Here is a 17838-nt window from a genome sequence, read left to right as displayed (position 1 = left end):
CGTTGCCGGTCTCCAGGTTCGCAAGTGTCAGGTGTGACTGATGTGATCCGTGGACTGTACTGGCGAGGTTATCGGCCGAGGGCCGAGTATTGCGGTACCGACACGCACGCACGTCGATCCGTGTAGAACAGCAGCCTCCAGATCGCCCGTCATCCCCGCGGACAGCTCGACTGCATCCGGGTGCTGCTCGAGCAACTGCTGGTGTACGGCCGACAGATCGGCGAATGCGTGATCCGGATCCGAGTCCAACGGCGGAACGGCCATCACTCCGGACAGGGTGAGCCCGTCGGTGTCGGCCACCTGATCGGCCAGCTCGAGTAGATGCTCTCGCTCGACTCCACCGCGATGGACGTCTCCGTCCAGACTCACCTGAATCAGGACCTCGAGCGGAGTGGACCTGGCCCCGTCGGACTGTGCTGCGTCCACCGCCTTGCCGAGAGCGGACACCAAGCGATCACTGTCGACCGAGTGGATCGACGTGGCCCATCTCGCGACGGATTTGGCCTTGTTACGTTGCAGATGCCCGATCATGTGCCACCGGGCCGGTTCGGTACCGAACGCTCCGGCCAATTCGTCGACCTTCGCCGACGCGTCCTGCTCGCGTGACTCGCCGAAGTCGCGGCATCCGAGACCGTGGAGAATCTCGATGTCCGACGCCGGGAAGAACTTGGTGACCGGAAGCAACATCACGTCGTCCACCGAACGGCCGGCGGCGGCGCACGCGGCGGCGAGCCGAGCCTCCACCGAGCGAAGTGCCTCCGAGATCTCGGATTCTCTGGTCGTCGTCATATCGACAGTCAAGCAGGACCGTCGGTGCGGCCGGCCGAGGTGTCCATCCAGATCACGCTTGCCGATCGTCCCGTCGGCGACCCGCGCCGATGGCTGAACAGGGTTCGGTCTTCGATGGTGCACCGAGGATCGACGGCGATCGACGTCACGCCGAGTCCGTGAAGTTGCCGTCTGATTCCGTCGCGGATGTCGAGGCCGGGCGTCTTTCTGACGGTGGTCGTGGCGCTACCGGGAAGGTGCTTCTCCACGTCGGCCTGCATGTGCGCGGGTACCTCGTACTGACGCCCGCTCGCGGCCGGACCGAGGAAGGCACCGATTCGACGTGTATCGGCTCCGAGCGCCACCATCGCCTCGACCACACGGGGAACGATGCCGATGCGCGCTCCGACCCTTCCGGCGTGTACAGCCGCGATCACACCGGCCTCGTCGTCGGAGAGCAGGACCGGCACGCAGTCCGCGGTGAGGACGACGAGTGCTAGATCACGGCTGGTCGTGACCAACGCGTCGGTGACCGGAACGGGCTCGGGGGTCGGACCGTCGACGACAGTGACGGTCCGTCCGTGGACCTGTTCCATCCACACCAGTCGACCAGCGCCCATGCCGAGCTCACTACCGAGCCGCTCGCGGTTGGCGGCCACGGCCGACGGTTCGTCGCCGACGTGGTCGCCGAGGTTGAAGCTGTCGTACGGCGGCGCCGACACCCCGCCTGCCCGCGAGGTGGTGACCCTACGAACCTTGAAGTCGTTCTCCGCCATCGGCGATCAACGACGCATGAACGACGGCACGTCCACATCGTCTTCGCCGTCGTCCTCGGTGACGGGCACACGCCGACCCGAGTTGTTCGACCCTGACGATCCCGAGTTCGAGGACTGAAGCGGAGGCAGGCTGCTGCCGTTACCTGCACTGCCTGCACCGACCGGGTCACGGAACACGGCACCGGATTCGGTGGAGTCGGACCGAGACGACACCTCGCCGGATCGTGCGGATCCGATGGTGCTGCGTGAGGCGCCCGGAGCTGCTTCGACGGGACGTCTCGTCGGCGTCCCTCCATCGAAACCGGCTGCGATGACGGTGACGCGCACCTCGTCGCCGAGGGAATCGTCGATGACGGTTCCGAAGATGATGTTGGCGTCGATGTGTGCCGCTTCCTGGACGAGCGACGCAGCTTCGTTGATCTCGAAGAGTCCGAGGTCCGAGCCTCCCGCGATCGACAGCAGCACGCCGCGCGCACCTTCCATCGACGCTTCGAGCAACGGCGAGTTGATGGCGGACTCGGCTGCCTTGATGGCGCGACCCTCGCCGCGCGACGAACCGATTCCCATCAGCGCGCTACCTGCCCCCGACATGACGCCCTTGACGTCGGCGAAGTCGACGTTGATCAGGCCAGGCGTGGTGATGAGGTCGGTGATGCCCTGAACGCCGTTCAGAAGCACCTCGTCGGCGCTGCGGAACGCGTCCATCAGGCTGACGGCTGCGTCACCGAGCTGGAGCAGTCGGTCGTTGGGGATGACGATGAGGGTGTCGCAGGACTCGCGCAGTTGCTGGATCCCGGTATCGGCCTGCCCTCCGCGCCGCTTGCCCTCGAAGGAGAACGGGCGCGTGACGACGCCAACGGTGAGAGCGCCGAGCTTGCGAGCGATGTTGGCGACGACGGGTGCGCCACCGGTACCGGTGCCACCTCCCTCGCCTGCGGTGACGAAGACCATGTCGGCGCCCTTGAGCACCTCTTCGATCTCGTCCTTGTGATCGTCGGCTGCCTTGCGGCCGACTTCGGGATCGGCGCCTGCGCCGAGACCACGGGTGAGCTCACGGCCGACATCGAGCTTGACGTCGGCGTCGCTCATCAGCAGCGCTTGAGCATCGGTGTTGACCGCGATGAACTCGACTCCCTTGAGTCCCTGTTCGATCATGCGGTTGACCGCGTTAACGCCGCCGCCGCCGATGCCGACGACCTTGATTACGGCGAGGTAGTTGTGCGGGGGCGTCATTGGCTCTCGCCTTCCGTGGTTGTGTACTGGTCCGTCTTCGTACTCGGCTGATGCGCTTCGACAAAACCCTCAACCTAAACCATAGGCTTAAGGTTATGTCAAGTACTCGACGCTCGGAACGCTATTCACCGCAACGGAGATACGCCATTAGGCGCGCCGAGAAGTCGAGAAAAGAATTTGGGTTTCGTGAAAGTCACTTGGTGGTGGGCAGGTCCGGACTCGACACATCCAGGATTTGCCCCGGTTGAGACAATAGCGCAAGAGCCACAGCGGATTTCCGCTCGGATCTGTCGCGGTCTCCCCACACCACCGTCCTACCGTCGAACAGGATCACGGACACGTCCGACGCCGAACCCGCCCGAATCTCCCCGACCTGCACCCGCAGCGGTTCGGGCAACGAATCGAGCACTGCGAGAGCACTTTCCGTCGGCGGATCGCCTGTCACCGGGTTGTCGGTGACCAGACGAATCACTCCGGGAGGCGGCGGGGCGACGGCGAAATCCACGGCATCGGCGTCGAGCAGGTGGGTTCCGTCCGGTCGGTCGACGAACACGACCGGTACCCGCTCGGTGACGGTGACCCGGATGGTCGACGGGTACATCCGTTGCACCCGAACCGAAGCCAACGACGGAATCGACGCGACGCGCCGAGCGGCCGCGCCGGTGTCGACTCGAACGAGCTTCTCCCCCATCGGCACCGCCAGATCGGCGATCACCTCATCCTCGGAGACCGACACCGCACCGCGTACGTCGATGGTCCGCACCGTCAGCACAGGTGAGAAGTACACGACGGCAAACCCCGCAAGTACGACGGCGACCACGGCGGCCGCGATCGTTCCAGCGCGTCGACGCGATCGCGACACCTTCGCGCGTTCGTCCTCGCGAGCCCGACGACGATCTGCTCGTTCCTGGGATTCGGCGCTCGGACGGGTGGTGTCGCGGTTGTCCCGGCGTGCGTACGCGCCCCGGTCCCGAGCTCCGCCCTTCGATGCACTGCCCGTGTCGACCTTGCCCGGGCCGCTCGGCGTTCCGGTGTCGGTCCGAGCGGCGTCCTCGCCGGAGGACGTGTCCTCGGTCGGACGCTTCGGACGAGACGTCACTGCGACGCCCGGCCGTGCCCGATCCGGAAACTCGTCCTCGAACGCAGCGCGTCGAGGATCGGCCCGGCCAGCATGGTGACGTCCCCGGCACCCATGGTGATGACGACGTCGCCGGGCTCGGCAAGAGACGCCACCTGCTTCGCCACCAGCGACAGGTCCGGTTGATAGATGACGGGCTTGGTCACTGCAGACGCGACGAGAGCTCCCGTCACGCCGGGAAGCGGTTCCTCACGGGCACCGTAGACGTCGAGGACGACCACCTCGTCGGCGATGGACAGAGCCTCACCGAACTCCGCTGCGAACGTCTCCGTACGGGAGTACAGGTGCGGTTGGAACACGACGACGACCCGGCCGCGTTCGCCCGCCCCTGCGGCGCTCGTGACGAGTTGCTGAGCTGCGCCCAGCACGGCACGCACCTCGGTGGGATGGTGCGCATAGTCGTCGAACACGCGGATGCCGTGTTCGCGCCCGCGAATCTGAAAACGTCGGTGCACACCGCCGAAGCCCGCAAGACCTTCCAGCAGATCCGTCGCTGCGGCGCCTGCCTGGGTTCCGGCTGTGAACGCGGCCAGTGCGTTCAGTGCCGTGTGTCGTCCGGGAACGCCGAGTCTCAACGTCCGCGGGCTCTCCTCCCCCGCGATCAACAGTTGGGCGACGCCTCCGACGTCCTCGGGTTCCCACTTCAGCAACCGAACCGCCATGTCCACGTCGCCCGCGTCGGTGTCCTCGGATCCGTATCCCAGCACGCGTACGCCCGGGAGCGCTCGTTCGTGGACGCGCCGAGCCAGAGCGGCCGATCCTGGATCGTCCATGCAGGCAACGAGCACTCCACCCGGTCCGAGCAACGCCGCGAAATCGTCGAAGACCTGCGTGTACGCCTCGGGAGTACCGAAGTAGTCGAGGTGATCGGCCTCGATGTTGGTGACGATGACGACGTTCGGGCTGTACTGCAGGAGCGAACCGTCGCTCTCGTCTGCCTCGGCGACGAACACGTCACCACTGCCGTGGTGCGCGTTGGTGCCGGCCTCGTTCAGTTCTCCACCCACCGCGAACGACGGATCGAAGCCACAGTGCTGCAGCGCGACGATCAACATCGACGTGGTCGAGGTCTTGCCGTGCGTGCCGGACACCAGCAGTGCCCGATAACCCTCCATCAGCGATGCCAACACCGTCGGCCGGAGCACGACGGGAATTCCTCGGCGCCCGGCTTCGACCAGTTCGGGGTTGGTCTTGGGTATCGCGGCGTGCGTGGTGACCACCACCGTCGGACCACCGGAGATCAAGTCGAGAGCCGAGGCATCATGACCGACACGAACCTGTGCACCACGAGCGCGCAGTGCCAGAACCCCCCGGCTTTCCTTCGCATCGGAGCCGGAGACTTCGCCGCCACGAGCGAGCAGAATCCTGGCGATGCCGGACATGCCGGCACCCCCGATTCCGACCATGTGAACCCGTCGGAGATCCTCCGGCAGTTCGGCGGGTAACTCGGGCATGTCCGTCCTTTCGGTACCACCTTGTCGTGCCACGACCGTCACACGCCTCGTCGACGCTGGGAGGCGACGTCGAGCACGATTTTCGCCACGGTCGCCGCGGCGTCGCGGTGGCCCGCGCTCGCGGCGCTCTTCGACATCGCTTCCACTCGTGCAGAGTCTGTGATCAGGTCGATCACCTCAGCGGCGATGTATTCCGGAGTCACCGATCCGTCGGCCACGAGTATGCCTCCCCCGGCGTCGACGACGGGGCGTGCGTTGAGTTCCTGTTCACCGTTCCCGTGCGGCAACGGAACGTACACCGCGGGCAGACCCGTCGCCGACACTTCGGCAACCGTCATGGCGCCCGATCGACAGATGGCCAGGTCCGCAGCGGCGTACGCCAGGTCCATGCGGTCGATGTACGGAACGGCGACGTACGGTGCTGGCGCATCGGCCGTCGGTACCTCGATCGAATTCTTGGGTCCAACGGCATGCAGTACCGACACTCCGGCTTCGGCCAATCGGTCCGCGGCGCCCGACACGGCGTCGTTGAGCGACCTGGCACCCTGCGATCCGCCGAACACCAGCAGTACGGGGCCGCTCCCCGGCAACCCGAAGTACTCGCGAGCCTCGGCGCGCATCGCCGCTCGGTCCAGCCCGGTGATGGTCGGTCGCACTGGAATTCCGACGATGTCCGCGTCCGAGCGGCCACGAGCGGACACGCCGGATCCGGCCACCGCGGCGAGGACACACGTCGCGACCTTCGCACCGACCTTGTTCGCGATCCCGGCACTGGCATTGGCCTCGTGGACGATGACCGGAATCGACCGGCTGCGTCCGAAGGTTCGCCGTGCAGCAAGGTAGGCGGGCAGGGCCACGTAGCCACCGAACCCGATCAGTACGTCGGCGTCGACGGCCGCGAAGACCGCCCGGGTGGCCCGTACCGACCGAATCACACGCCCCGGCAGCCGGACCAGATCCAGGGTGGGCTTACGCGGAAGCGGGACCGGAGGAATCAACTCGAGCTGGTAGCCCCGCGCCGGTACGAGCGTGGTCTCGAGTCCACGCTCGGTTCCCAGAGCGGTGATCCGTACCGAGTCGTCGAGCGCGCGCAGTGCGTCCGCGACAGCCAATGCCGGCTCGATGTGTCCCGCGGTCCCACCGCCCGCGACGACGACGGACAAGTGTGTGGGAGATGCATTCACCGTCGATATCCTCGCGTATCCGAGTGTCCGTGCGCACCGCGGGGTTGAGCGCCTGCGCGCGGTGCTGCGCTGCGGCCTCCAACTGCACCGCTGCGGCCTCCAACTGCACCGCCACGGGGAAGTGCCGCGCCGGTTCTGCGTGGTTCGGAACGACGAGGGGGCTCGCCCGCTCGAGCTCGACCCGCCCTGCCACCGGCGTCCGGTGCACGACGCTGCGACGAACCGCTCTCGATCCGACGGCGAATTTCGCGATCGAGCGCAGGCCGGGTCGACTTGGATCTGGCCGCGGCGGCACGCAACGGAGAGAACGATGCGGGCATCGGGAGTCGCAGCACACGGTCCAACCGCGAGTCCTGCCCGGAGTGCAGAGCCGCGATGGCTTCCGGTTCGTGCCGGGCGGCGTTGGCGATGATGCCGAACATCATCAGCGTGATCGCCGTCGACGAGCCGCCGTAGGACACGAGCGGAAGCTGAAGCCCGGTGACCGGAAGCAGCCCGACCACGTACCCGATGTTGATCATCGCCTGGGCGAAGATCCAGGTCGTCGAACCCGCCGCGAGCAGACGCAGGAACGGATCCACCGAACGCATCGCGATGCGCAGACCGGTGTAGACGAACAACGCGAACAGGCCCAGTACCGCGAGGCAACCGATGAAACCCAGTTCCTCGCCGATGATCGCGAAGATGAAGTCGTTGTGCGCGTTGGGCAGGTAGCTCCACTTGGCGCGACTCTGCCCGAGACCGACACCGAACGGCCCACCGTCGGCGAGCGAGAACTTGGCCTGGTTCGACTGGTAACCAAGACCCTGCGGATCGTCGCCGGGGTTCAGCCAGGCCTTGATTCGGTTCGAGCGATATCCCGCGGTGAACGCGAGCACCGTCGCCGCGGCGATACCGCCGCCGACGATGATCGCGAAGAGCCTGGCGTCGAGACCGGCGAACCACAGCAGCGACACGAGAATGATGCCGATCGCGATGGCGGTACTGAGATTCGGCTGCAGAACGACTAGTCCCGCCATCAGCAGCGCTGCGGGCACGAGCGGAATGAGAAGTGATTTGAGGCTGGCGTGCTCGCTACGGCGCGATGCCAGCAGATGAGCACCCCACAGAACGAGCGTGACTTTCGCCAGCTCCGACGGCTGGAACGAGACGCCGGCGACATTGAACCATCGGCGCGCGCCGTCGGCGCCCTCCGATCCGATACCGGGAATGAGCACCATCATGAGCATGACGACGGAAAGGCAGAACAGCGGGAACGAGACCTTCCGCAGCACGCGCACGGACGTACGCAGCGCGACGTAGAACGCCACGACGCCGAGACCGACACCGATCAGCTGCTGTGTGAACAGGGTGTACGCCGATCCGTCGGTGGCGTACGCCTCGGCTGCCGACGACGACAGCACCATCACCAGGCCGAGAATCGTGAGCAGAGCGGCAACGGTGACGATCAGGTGGAACGACGCCAAAGGACGGCCGAGCCACAATCCGATCCTGGTGCGCGGCGAGTTCGCCGGGGCATTCTCAGGACGGGCCATCAGGATTGCCCGCCCGACCGTGTAGTGCCGAGCGCGTGCACGGCGTCCGCGAAGCTGCGGCCACGGTGGCCGTAGTCGACGAACATGTCGAGCGACGCGGCGGCGGGGGCGAGAAGCACCGTGTCTCCCGGTCCGGCTCGCCGGGCGGCCTCGTCGACCGCGGCGCGCATCACGACTTCAGCATCTTCCGCCACATGAGTCACACCAGCATCGTCTCTCAGCGGGAACTCGACAACGGGAACATCCGGTGCGTGTCGCGCCAAAGCCTCTGCGATCTGCGTCCCATCACGCCCGATCAGCACCGCAGCGACGAGTCTGGGCGCCACTTCGGCCACGAGCTCGTCGACCGATGCTCCCTTGAGGAGACCACCGGCGATCCAGACGACGTGCTCGTGCGCGAGCAACGACGACCTTGCTGCGTGCGGGTTGGTCGCCTTGGAATCGTCGACGAACGTCACACCCCCCACGGTGCGGACGACCGACGCACGGTGTGGCCCCACGTCGTAGGTGCGAATCCCCTCCGCCACGGCCTCTGCCGGGGCGCCGATCGCGCGGGCGAGCGCCGACGCCGCCAACGCGTCCATCGTCCCGGCCGGACCGGACGGGCTGACATCGTCCACCGACATCAAGTGCAGACGCTCGCCGAAAGCGTTGTCCACCAACTGCCCGTCGATCACGCCGAGTTCCCCGGGCGCGGGGTCTCCGAGGCGGAATCCGACCACTCGATCGGCGCGAGCCGAGCCTGCCAGGGCCGCTGCCCGCGCATCGTCGAGACCCACCACCCCGACATCGCCGACGAGCGCTCGTGCTTTGGCGTCGACGTAGCCGTCCATACCACCGTGCCAGTCCAGATGATCCTCGGCGATGTTGAGGACGACACCCGCCGCGGGCCGGACGGACGGAGCCCAGAACAACTGGAACGACGACAACTCGACGGCGAGGACCTCCGGATGCGGGTCCGACTGCAGAGCGTCGAGCACCGGCAGACCGATGTTTCCGCACGCCGCACTCGCCATGCCGGCCGATTCGAGGATGGACGCCAACATCGAGGTGGTCGTGGTCTTCCCGTTCGTTCCCGTGACCACCAGCCATGTCGTCGGCGGGCCGTACACACCCGCGCGGTCGACGTGCCAGGACAGCTCGATGTCTCCCCAGATCGGAATACCGAGTGCGGCGGCACGCGCGAGCACCGGCGCGTCCGGGCGAAAGCCCGGACTGGTGACGACGAGCGCGATCGAATCGAATGCGGAACCGTCCGCGAGAAGGTCGTCCTGCAGGATGCCGTCGGCACCGGCTGCATGCGCCTTGTCCACCGCGGCCGGGTCGGTATCGGTGACGAGTACTCGCGCACCGAGGGCGCGGAGCGGCCCGACGGTCGCCAACCCGGATACCCGTCCCCCGGCGACCAGCACGGTCTTGTCCCTCAGCCACGCCACGTCGTCGGACATCGCACTCCCCTTCACCGGATTCGAGCTCTATCCACCGACAGCGGCGAGGTACTCGCTGTAGAACAAGGCAAGGCCGACGGCCGACGCGATGGCCGCCAGTAGCCAGAACCTGATGATCACCGTGGTTTCTGCCCAGCCTGCGAGCTCGAAGTGGTGATGGAACGGCGCCATACGGAACACACGCCGTCGACTCGATCGGAACACCGCGACCTGGATCACGACGGAGGCTGCCTCGGCGACGAACAGTGCCGCGATGACGACCATGATCAGTTCGGTACGCGTCACGATGGACAAGCCGGCGATGAGTCCACCGAGGGCCAACGACCCGGTGTCGCCCATGAAGATCTTTGCTGGAGCTGCGTTCCACCACAGGAAACCGATGCAGGCACCGGCAGCGGCCGCGCAGATGAGCGCCAGGTCCAGAGGGTCACGCACGTCGTAGCATCCGGGGCCTGGATTGGTGGAGCAGGACTGGCGGTACTGCCAGAAGGTGATGACGGTGTAGGCGCCGAGGACGAGCGTCATCGAACCGGCCGCAAGACCGTCGAGTCCGTCCGTGAGGTTCACGGCATTGGACCATGCCGTGACGAGGAAGTAGCACCACACGATGAACACGAGTGGGCCCAGGCTGACCGTCGCGATATCGCGCACGTAGGAGAGCTGCATGCTAGCTGGAGTGAGCCCGTTCTCACCCTTGAACTGCAGTGCGAGGATGCCGAACAGAACTGCGGCGAACAGCTGGCCGACCAGTTTCGCTGTCTTGTTCAGACCCAGATTGCGCTGCTTGCGAATCTTGATGAAGTCGTCGAGGAAACCGACGAGACCCAGGACCGTGGTCAACCCGAGAACCAGCAACGCGGACGCCGACGGCCCGTCGGCGTCGTAGCCGATTCCGATCAGGTGCGAGCCCCAGTAACCAGCCCAGAGACCGGCGAGGATCGCGACTCCGCCCATCGTCGGCGTGCCACGTTTGGATTGATGACTTGCCGGGCCTTCGACGCGGATCTCCTGGCCGAAGCCTTGTTTGGAGAACGCCTTGATCAGCACCGGTGTCAGCAGAATCGCCACAGCGAGCGCGATGCCTCCGGCGAAGAGGATCTGTCTCACTGCGGTGCCTCCCCGTTGGTTGTCGTGTTCTCCCCGGCGTCCTCGCCGTCCTGCAGCAGTGTGTCGGCGACGGTCCACAGTGCGACGGACTGCGATGCCTTCACCAGCACGATGTCATCCGGTCGAAGTTCTTCCCTCAACACCGCGACGGCAGATTCCCGATCGGGAACCAACATCGATTCGTCGCCCCAGGAGCCTTCCATGACTGCGCCCTGGTGCATGGCTCTGGTCGGGCGGCCCGACTCGACGATGATCAACCTGGACACGTCGAGCCGTACCGCAAGGCGTCCGATCGCGTCGTGTTCGACGACGGAATCCGGCCCCAGCTCGCCCATCTCCCCCAGAACCGCCCATGTTCGACGCGGTGGCCCGGTTCCCGACCTCGACATCGTGACGAGAGCCTTGAGCGCTGCGCGCATGGAGTCGGGGTTGGCGTTGTAGGAGTCGTTGACGACGGTGACGCCGTCCGGTCTCGTCCGAACGTCCATGCGCCGGACGGAAGCCGCGGTGGAACCGGCGAGTGCATCGGCGATCCCGGTGAGGGTGCCGCCGCATTCGAGAGCGACGGCGGCGGCTGCGAGGGCGTTGCCGACCTGGTGCTCACCGTGGACGGCCAATACCACGTCGACGGTTCCGGCCGGGGTGACCATGGTGAAACGGGCTCGCGCTTCGGCGTCGAGTGTGACGTTCTCGGCCCTGATGTCCGCGTCCGGAGACATCCCGACGGTCACCACCCGAGCCGACGTGCGCGTGCGCATGGCCGACACGAGTCGGTCGTCGGCGTTGAGGATGGCCACGCCGCCGTCCGCGGCACTCGGAAGCGCTTCGACCAGTTCACCTTTGGCGACGGCGATGATGTCTCGGGAACCGAATTCACCGAGGTGGGCTGTGCCTACGTTGAGTACGACGCCGATGCGAGGAGGGGCAGCGTGGGCAAGGGCGGCAATATGTCCGACACCCCGCGCGGACAGTTCGAGCACGAGGAAGTCCGAGGACTCGTCGGCGCGCAGGACTGTCCAGGGATGGCCCAGTTCGTTGTTGAACGAGCCCGGCGGCGCGACGACGGATCCGAGTGGTCGCAGCACCGCGGCCAGTAAGTCCTTCGTCGAGGTCTTTCCGGACGAACCCGTCACTCCGACGATCGTCAGCCCGGTATCAGCGGTCAGTTCCACCGCCGAGGCGCGGGCGAGCGCGCTGAGCGCCGCCAGAACCGCGGCACCGGACCCGTCGGAGTCGTGTTCCAGTGCCATCGCCTTGCCATCGTGCGGCTTCGGTGCGACGACGACGGCCGGGACGCCGACCGGCCGCGCCGCCAGCACCACGGCAGCGCCTGCCGCGACTGCTGCAGCCGCATGGTCGTGGCCGTCGACGCGCGCACCGGGGAGCGCCAGGAACAGCCCGCCTGGGCCGATCTTGCGTGAATCGAACTCGACCGAACCGGTGACCAGCACGGACGGGTCTTCCACGTCGTGCATGTCACCCCCGACGATGTCGGCGATCTGTGCGATGGTCAGGTCTTTCACGAACTGGCTCCTGCGTGTTCATCGGTCGCGCGATCGAGGGCATCGGCGAGCACGACGCGGTCGTCGAACGGATACTTCACCCCATCGATCTCCTGACCTGTTTCGTGGCCCTTACCCGCGATCAGCACGACGTCGCCTTCACGCGCCCAGTTCACCGCGTCGGCGATCGCAGCGCCGCGGCCGGCAATGTTCCTGACCTCACCCCGGGCCGACTCGTCGACCGAGAGGGCACCCGCCATCACCGCATCACGAATGAGTGCAGGATCTTCGGATCGCGGATTGTCGTCGGTGATGACGAGAAGATCGGCGCCTCGGGCACCCGCGGCACCCATCAACGGACGTTTGGCGGTGTCACGGTCGCCGCCTGCACCGAGGACAACCGCGATTCTGCCCTGAGTCTGTTCGCGCAGTGTCTCGATCACGGCTTCGACGGCAGCAGGCTTGTGTGCGTAGTCGACGACGGCGAGGAACTTCTGGCCGCGGGAGATGCGCTGCACTCTGCCCGGGACGTCGACGTCGGCCATTCCGGCGACAGCCCGACGCACGTCGACGCCGGCAGCCGCACAGACCGCGGCCGCCAGTGCGGCGTTGGCGACGTTGTATCTGCCCGGTAGTCGGATCGATGCAGCGTGTCGGTCGCCGGCAGTGTCGACGAGGGTGAATCGTTGAGTTCCCGTCGGTTCCTTCGACCACCCGTCGACAGTCCAGTCGGCGTCGCCGAGGACGGACACGGTGAGCAGGGTCGAGCCCGCCGATCGCGCGATGTCGGCCATGCGCTGGCCCCAGGCGTCGTCGACGCACACGGCAGCCGACCGCGTGTGGACGCGCGACTCGGCGGCGAACAGTCTGCTCTTGGCGAGGAAGTACTCCTCCAGCGTGTCGTGGAAGTCGAGGTGATCCTGCGAGAGGTTGGTGAACGCCCCGACCGAGAAGACCGTGCCGTCGACCCGCCCGAGAGACAGTGCGTGGCTGGACACTTCCATGACCACGGTGTCGAGGCCTTGCTCGACCATCGCCGCGAACAGCGCGTGCAGATGCGGCGCCTCCGGTGTGGTGAGGGCACTCGGCACTCGGGTGCCGGCGATCTTGGTCTCGATGGTGCCGATCAGGCCGGTTCGCCGGCCTGCGGCCGACAGTGCCGCTTCCAACAGATACGACGTGGTCGTCTTACCGGACGTCCCGGTGATGCCGATGACGGTCATCTTCTCCGACGGATTGCCGTAGACGAGCGCCGACACGTGTCCCAGCACCTCCCTCGGCCGGTCACGCACGAGGACGGGCACCGGTAGCTGTGGATACTGCGCCGAGACGAGCGCCAGACCTTCGGAGTCGGTGAGGATCGCGGCTGCTCCCCTGTCGATCGCTGTCGCGACGAAGGAGGCGCCGTGCGCGGCGGATCCGGGCAGTGCCGCGAAGAGATCGCCTGCGACGACTCCCTGCGCTCGAAGATCGACTCCCGTGACGAACGGCGACGGCAGCTCGGAGCCGTCTGCTGTGGCCGCGTGAACCAGCCTGGCTTCCGCCGCAGCTGCGATGTCCTCGACCGCGGTACGCGGTGGGTTCGACGGTCTGAGCGACGACGGAGCATCGGTCGACTCTGCTGGCACGGACACTGCGCTCCTTTCTGCTCGACGTACTACTTCAGGCCCACCCGCAGGCCGTGGTGCTGCGCCGAGCGCTGCAGGACGGACTTTCGGTTTCGGGCCGACGAGTCAGGTTACCGGCGCGGCTCGGCCACGCTGACCCCCGACCCTTTCAGCCGAACCACACGCGAGGTGCGCGTCACTGTCAGTCGGCTTGCAGCACCAATTTCGGTCCGGAAGCAGACAGTGGAACGCTGTCGCGCTGGAGCATCCAACTGGCGATGTTGTGGAACAGCGGCGCTGCAGACTGTCCGCCTGATCCGTCTGCACTCCTGGTCGGGGCGTCCAGCATGATGCCGATGACGTACCGGGGGTCGTCGGCCGGGGCGATGCCGGCGAACGTGATCCAGTAGTTCGAGTTGGAGTAGCAGCCGCATTCCGGATCGACCTGCTGCGCAGTGCCGGTCTTCCCGCTGATCTGGTACCCGGGGATCCCCGCTGCGACACCGGTTCCTCGTTGGTTCCCGGTGTCGTCCTGCGTGACGGAACGGAACATGTCGCGAACGGTCGTCGCGGTCTGTGGGCTCACCACATAGACGCCTTCGGGCCTGTCGGTGTCCGTACGATTTCCGTCCGGGTCGACCGTCGACTTGACGATCCGGGGTGGAATCCGCATCCCGTCGTTGGCGATCGCCTGGTACATAGCCGTCATCTGCAGCAACGACATGGACAGACCCTGACCGATGGGGAGGTTGGCGAACGTGCCGCCGGACCACTGATCTCGACTCGGCACGCTGCCTGCACTCTCTCCTGGAAGCCCGACATCGGTGCGTTGACCTAGCCCGAACCTGGAGAGCATGTCTGCGAAGCGATCTTCGCCGACGCGCTGAGCGAGCATGAGTGTGCCGACATTCGAGGACTTTCCGAATACACCGGTCGACGTGTAGGGAACCACGCCGTGATCCCACGCGTCCTTCACCGACACACCGGACATGAAGATGTTGCCGGGAACTTGCAACACCTCGTCGGGCGTCGTGAGGCCGTATTCGATTGCGGCGGCGGCAGTGATGATCTTGTTGACCGAACCGGGCTCGAACGGAGTGGAGACGGCGAGGTTGCCCATCTCCTTGTTGCGGTCGTTGTTGCCGACGCCGATACCCGGGTTGAACGTGTTGTCGTTGGACATCGCCAGAACCTCGCCGGTGTGTGCGTCCTGCACGACTGCGGACGCATTCTTCGCACCGGACAGGTCTTTTGCGAGCTGCACCTGTTGTTGGACGTAGTACTGCAGATCCGCGTCGATGGTCAGCTCCACTCCCGAGCCGTTCACCGCGGTCTGCTTGTCGCGCCAGCTGCCGGGTATGACGGCGCCGTCCGACCCGCGGTCGTAGGTCTGCGATCCGTCGGTTCCGGCCAGCGTCGCGTCGAGCGAATCCTCCAGTCCCAGAAGGCCGTGGCCGTCCCATCCTGTCGCGCCCACCATGTTGGCGGCGAGTGATCCACCCGGGTACTCGCGAATGTCCTGCCGCTCGAGGCCGACTTCTTCGAATTCTTCGCTGATCCGTGTCGCCACGGTCGAGTCGACTCCGCGGACTAGGTAGGCGAACGTGTCGTTGCTCTTCAGCTTGGCGAGAATGTCCTTCTCGTTCGCGATGTCACCCAGTTCGTCGTGGATGCCTGCGGCGATCTCGGCCAGCCTGTCGTCGGTTTGGGGCGCAGAGGGATCCTTGGCGCGTGCCTCGTCCAACTCCTGCCGGACGCGCACGGGTTGGAACGTCAGGGCCTTGGCCTCCATCGTGAATGCGATGGGCTTGCCGTTCCTGTCCGTGATGGAGCCTCGTGCTGCTGCGTCCACCAGGGTGGTGGTGCGCTGCGACGCGGCTTCGACGGACAGGCGAGTTCCGTTGACCCCCATGATCCAGACCAACTGCAGTACGACGACACCGAGAATGCCGAACATGACGATGCGGCCGAAGCCGTTGCGGAAGGTGAACGACGAGGCGTCGAAGCGACTGCCCGCTCTGGGATGCGGGCGACGTGGAGGCACCCCGCCTCGCGCCGGGGCGGGCCTTCGGTCGGACGCAGTGCCGCCGGATGCGTTCCGCCTGGAATCATTCCGCCGGCTCCGCTCGTGCGGCGCTGGTGTACGACGAGTGTTCCCGGATGTCGGCCTGGTCACTGCCGACTACCCGAAGGACTCGCCGACGGGATGCTCATAGGAACCAATTGTTCACCCATGGCTTCGGTTCCCGCGCCATTCGCCGTGTTCGGCGTGGCGGATGTGGCTGATGGTGCGACGCCGGACGGTGTACCTGCGTCGTCGGATGCCGCCCGCGTGCCCGACGGGTCGGAGGCCGAGCGTGGAGCAGTCGAGTCCGATGCCGATCGCGGCGCGGTCGTCTGCGGCTGATTGCGCACCTGCAACGGGTTACGGGCCTCGGAATCGGCCGATTGCGACGTGCCCTGCGAGGTGGGTGGATCGAGTGGTGCAACCGGGTTGCCCTGTGCGGGAGCGGGAGTGCCGACGACTTGAACCGAACCGTCTTCCGCCACCACGATGCGCGCAGCGCCCGCGGCAGGGACCATCCCCAACTCCGCGGCTTTGCGCGCGAGTTCCGGTGCGGAATCCGCCAATTCGACATCACGCTGCAGCGACGCACGTTCCTGAACGAGACGCTCGTTGTGAGCCTTCGCATCGCTCAGTACATAGGAGTCACCGGCAGATCTCGTCGTCAACAGCAGCGTCAAACCGAGACCGAGGGACAGGAGTCCGATCACCAACGCGACGAACGGAACTCGCGCACCGATGGACGCGGACATCGTCCTCGCTGCCGCATGTCCGCTCGATGCAAGCTCCACCCCGCGCGAGGACGCGCGTTGTTGACGACGCTCGTACGCCCGCGATGCCGCGCCGGAGCGACCCGAGCCGGCGCCGCGGCGCTGGCGCCGTGTGGTCGGTGACGAAGTCGAGGTAATGGTCATCTACGATCTCCTCGCAATTCGCTCGGCCGCGCGCAGGCGCACCGGGGCCGAGCGCGGGTTCTCCTCGATTTCTTCTTCCGACGCGCGTTCCGCTCCCTTGGTCAGGAGACGAAACTCGGGTCCCATCCCGGGTAGCTCGACGGGAAGCCCCTCGGGGCTTCGTGATTTCACGCGGGGCGTGAGCTCTTTCTTCACCACGCGATCCTCGAGCGACTGGTAGGACATGAACACGACACGTCCTCCGACGGCCAATGCATCGAGTCCGGCGGGTACGGCAGTCTCGAGCGAATCCAACTCGCCGTTCACCTCGACCCGTAGCGCCTGGAAGGTGCGCTTGGCGGGATGACCTCCCGTTCGCCGCGTCGCGGCCGGAATTGCCGAGTAGAGCAGTTCGACGAGGGCCGCGCTCGTGGTGAACGGGGTGGTTTCGCGACGTTTGACGACAGCCGACGCGATGCGTCCGGCAAATCGTTCTTCACCGTACGTGCTGAGCACGCGGGCGATGTCACCGTGCGAGTAGGTGTTCAAAACGTCCGCCGCAGTCAGCCCGACCGTCGGATCCATCCGCATGTCGAGTGGGGCGTCCACCGAGTAGGCGAATCCGCGGTCCGCTTCGTCGAGCTGCATCGACGACACTCCGAGGTCGAACAGAATGGCGTGGACCGAGTCCTGCGGCGCGAAGCCGGACTGCTCGAGGGCGTCGGCAATTCCGTCGTATGTGGTGTGCACGAACGATGTTCGATCCGAGAACTCCTCCAGCCGCCGGCCGGCACGCGCGAGCGCGTCCGGGTCTCGGTCGAGGCCGATCAGATGCAGCGTCGGATAAGTACGCAGGAAGTGTTCGGAATGTCCGCCGAGGCCGAGCGTCGCATCGATCATCACAGGTGTGAGACCTGACGCGTGAGCTGCGGTGAGGGCGGGTCCCAGAAGTTCGTCCGCGCGTTCGAGGCGAACGGGGATGTGTTTCGGCTGAGGTCGGTCGACGGATTCGTCGCCCTCGGGAGCGCTGTCAGTGGCGGCTGACGATTCGCCTTCCACGATGATTCCTCCCGGTTCGTGCGTCTGCGCGGTGGTGGGTCGAGATCGCGCATCGATCGATGGTGTGGA

At 66.2% G+C, this 17838-nt stretch carries 14 protein-coding genes; all 14 read right to left on the bottom strand.

From position 1 onward, the window contains the following. Positions 1-27: 27 nt before the first annotated feature. The 14 genes from CH292_RS20295 to rsmH all read right to left on the bottom strand — a co-directional run bounded on the left by CH292_RS20295 (position 28) and on the right by rsmH (position 17691). The gene (locus CH292_RS20295) at positions 28-789 is read right to left on the bottom strand and encodes a YggS family pyridoxal phosphate-dependent enzyme (protein WP_019665918.1); all 762 of its coding nucleotides are present in this window, start codon (positions 787-789) and stop codon (positions 28-30) included. A gap of 8 nt (positions 790-797) precedes the next feature. Further along, the gene (pgeF, locus tag CH292_RS20290; RefSeq protein ID WP_020111979.1) at positions 798-1544 is read right to left on the bottom strand and encodes a peptidoglycan editing factor PgeF; all 747 of its coding nucleotides are present in this window, start codon (positions 1542-1544) and stop codon (positions 798-800) included. A 6-nt stretch (positions 1545-1550) separates the two neighbouring features. After that, complete coding sequence (gene ftsZ, locus CH292_RS20285; protein WP_019665920.1) at positions 1551-2777, bottom strand: cell division protein FtsZ; 1227 nt, start codon at positions 2775-2777, stop codon at positions 1551-1553. A 193-nt stretch (positions 2778-2970) separates the two neighbouring features. Further along, positions 2971-3876, bottom strand: a complete 906-nt coding sequence (locus tag CH292_RS20280) for a cell division protein FtsQ/DivIB (RefSeq protein WP_080737932.1) — start codon at positions 3874-3876, stop codon at positions 2971-2973. Further along, positions 3873-5369, bottom strand: coding sequence for a UDP-N-acetylmuramate--L-alanine ligase (gene murC, locus CH292_RS20275; protein ID WP_026347911.1), 1497 nt, complete (start codon positions 5367-5369; stop codon positions 3873-3875). Before murC ends, CH292_RS20280 begins: the two co-directional genes overlap by 4 nt. 38 nt (positions 5370-5407) lie before the next feature. Further along, positions 5408-6553 carry an undecaprenyldiphospho-muramoylpentapeptide beta-N-acetylglucosaminyltransferase gene (gene murG, locus CH292_RS20270; protein ID WP_026347912.1) on the bottom strand — a complete coding sequence of 382 codons (1146 nt, stop codon included), beginning with the start codon at positions 6551-6553 and terminating at the stop codon, positions 5408-5410. Further along, positions 6550-8088 (bottom strand): putative lipid II flippase FtsW, encoded by a 1539-nt coding sequence (gene ftsW, locus CH292_RS20265; protein ID WP_094655577.1) that lies wholly within the window; start codon positions 8086-8088, stop codon positions 6550-6552. The genes murG and ftsW overlap by 4 nt, the downstream gene beginning before the upstream one ends. Further along, positions 8088-9536, bottom strand: a complete 1449-nt coding sequence (gene murD / locus CH292_RS20260; protein WP_037141915.1) for a UDP-N-acetylmuramoyl-L-alanine--D-glutamate ligase — start codon at positions 9534-9536, stop codon at positions 8088-8090. Before murD ends, ftsW begins: the two co-directional genes overlap by 1 nt. 27 nt (positions 9537-9563) lie before the next feature. Continuing rightward, complete coding sequence (gene mraY, locus CH292_RS20255) at positions 9564-10643, bottom strand: phospho-N-acetylmuramoyl-pentapeptide-transferase (protein WP_019665926.1); 1080 nt, start codon at positions 10641-10643, stop codon at positions 9564-9566. Further along, a complete protein-coding gene (murF, locus tag CH292_RS20250; protein ID WP_094628945.1) occupies positions 10640-12166 on the bottom strand; it encodes a UDP-N-acetylmuramoyl-tripeptide--D-alanyl-D-alanine ligase in 1527 nt (508 codons plus the stop codon). Before murF ends, mraY begins: the two co-directional genes overlap by 4 nt. Beyond that, positions 12163-13779 (bottom strand): UDP-N-acetylmuramoyl-L-alanyl-D-glutamate--2,6-diaminopimelate ligase, encoded by a 1617-nt coding sequence (locus CH292_RS20245; protein ID WP_037141913.1) that lies wholly within the window; start codon positions 13777-13779, stop codon positions 12163-12165. Before CH292_RS20245 ends, murF begins: the two co-directional genes overlap by 4 nt. Positions 13780-13954: 175 nt before the next feature. Beyond that, positions 13955-15796: a penicillin-binding protein 2 gene (locus CH292_RS20240; RefSeq protein ID WP_037160298.1), complete on the bottom strand. Its 1842-nt coding sequence runs from the start codon at positions 15794-15796 to the stop codon at positions 13955-13957. 128 nt (positions 15797-15924) lie between these two features. Then, the gene (locus tag CH292_RS20235; RefSeq protein WP_373454690.1) at positions 15925-16731 is read right to left on the bottom strand and encodes a hypothetical protein; all 807 of its coding nucleotides are present in this window, start codon (positions 16729-16731) and stop codon (positions 15925-15927) included. Next, on the bottom strand, positions 16732-17691 hold the full coding sequence (rsmH, locus tag CH292_RS20230; protein ID WP_170945324.1) for a 16S rRNA (cytosine(1402)-N(4))-methyltransferase RsmH: 960 nt from the start codon (positions 17689-17691) through the stop codon (positions 16732-16734). Between the last annotated feature and the right edge of the window lie 147 nt (positions 17692-17838).

The sequence above is a fragment of the Rhodococcus sp. 14-2470-1a genome, from assembly GCF_002259425.1.
In the GTDB taxonomy this organism is placed as follows: domain Bacteria; phylum Actinomycetota; class Actinomycetes; order Mycobacteriales; family Mycobacteriaceae; genus Rhodococcoides; species Rhodococcoides fascians_E.
The sequence above is the reverse complement of the archived record's forward strand: the minus strand, read 5'-3'. Positions and strand labels throughout refer to the sequence as shown.

Bases quoted from the DNA above. Each gene is read 5' to 3' on its own strand.
- murD (WP_037141915.1), bottom strand. From the start codon at position 9,536: ATGTCCGACGACGTGGCGTGGCTGAGGGACAAGACCGTGCTGGTCGCC.
- ftsW (WP_094655577.1), bottom strand. From the start codon at position 8,088: ATGGCCCGTCCTGAGAATGCCCCGGCGAACTCGCCGCGCACCAGGATC.
- pgeF (WP_020111979.1), bottom strand. From the start codon at position 1,544: ATGGCGGAGAACGACTTCAAGGTTCGTAGGGTCACCACCTCGCGGGCA.
- CH292_RS20295 (WP_019665918.1), bottom strand. From the start codon at position 789: ATGACGACGACCAGAGAATCCGAGATCTCGGAGGCACTTCGCTCGGTG.
- murC (WP_026347911.1), bottom strand. From the start codon at position 5,369: ATGCCCGAGTTACCCGCCGAACTGCCGGAGGATCTCCGACGGGTTCAC.
- CH292_RS20235 (WP_373454690.1), bottom strand. From the start codon at position 16,731: ATGACCATTACCTCGACTTCGTCACCGACCACACGGCGCCAGCGCCGC.
- ftsZ (WP_019665920.1), bottom strand. From the start codon at position 2,777: ATGACGCCCCCGCACAACTACCTCGCCGTAATCAAGGTCGTCGGCATC.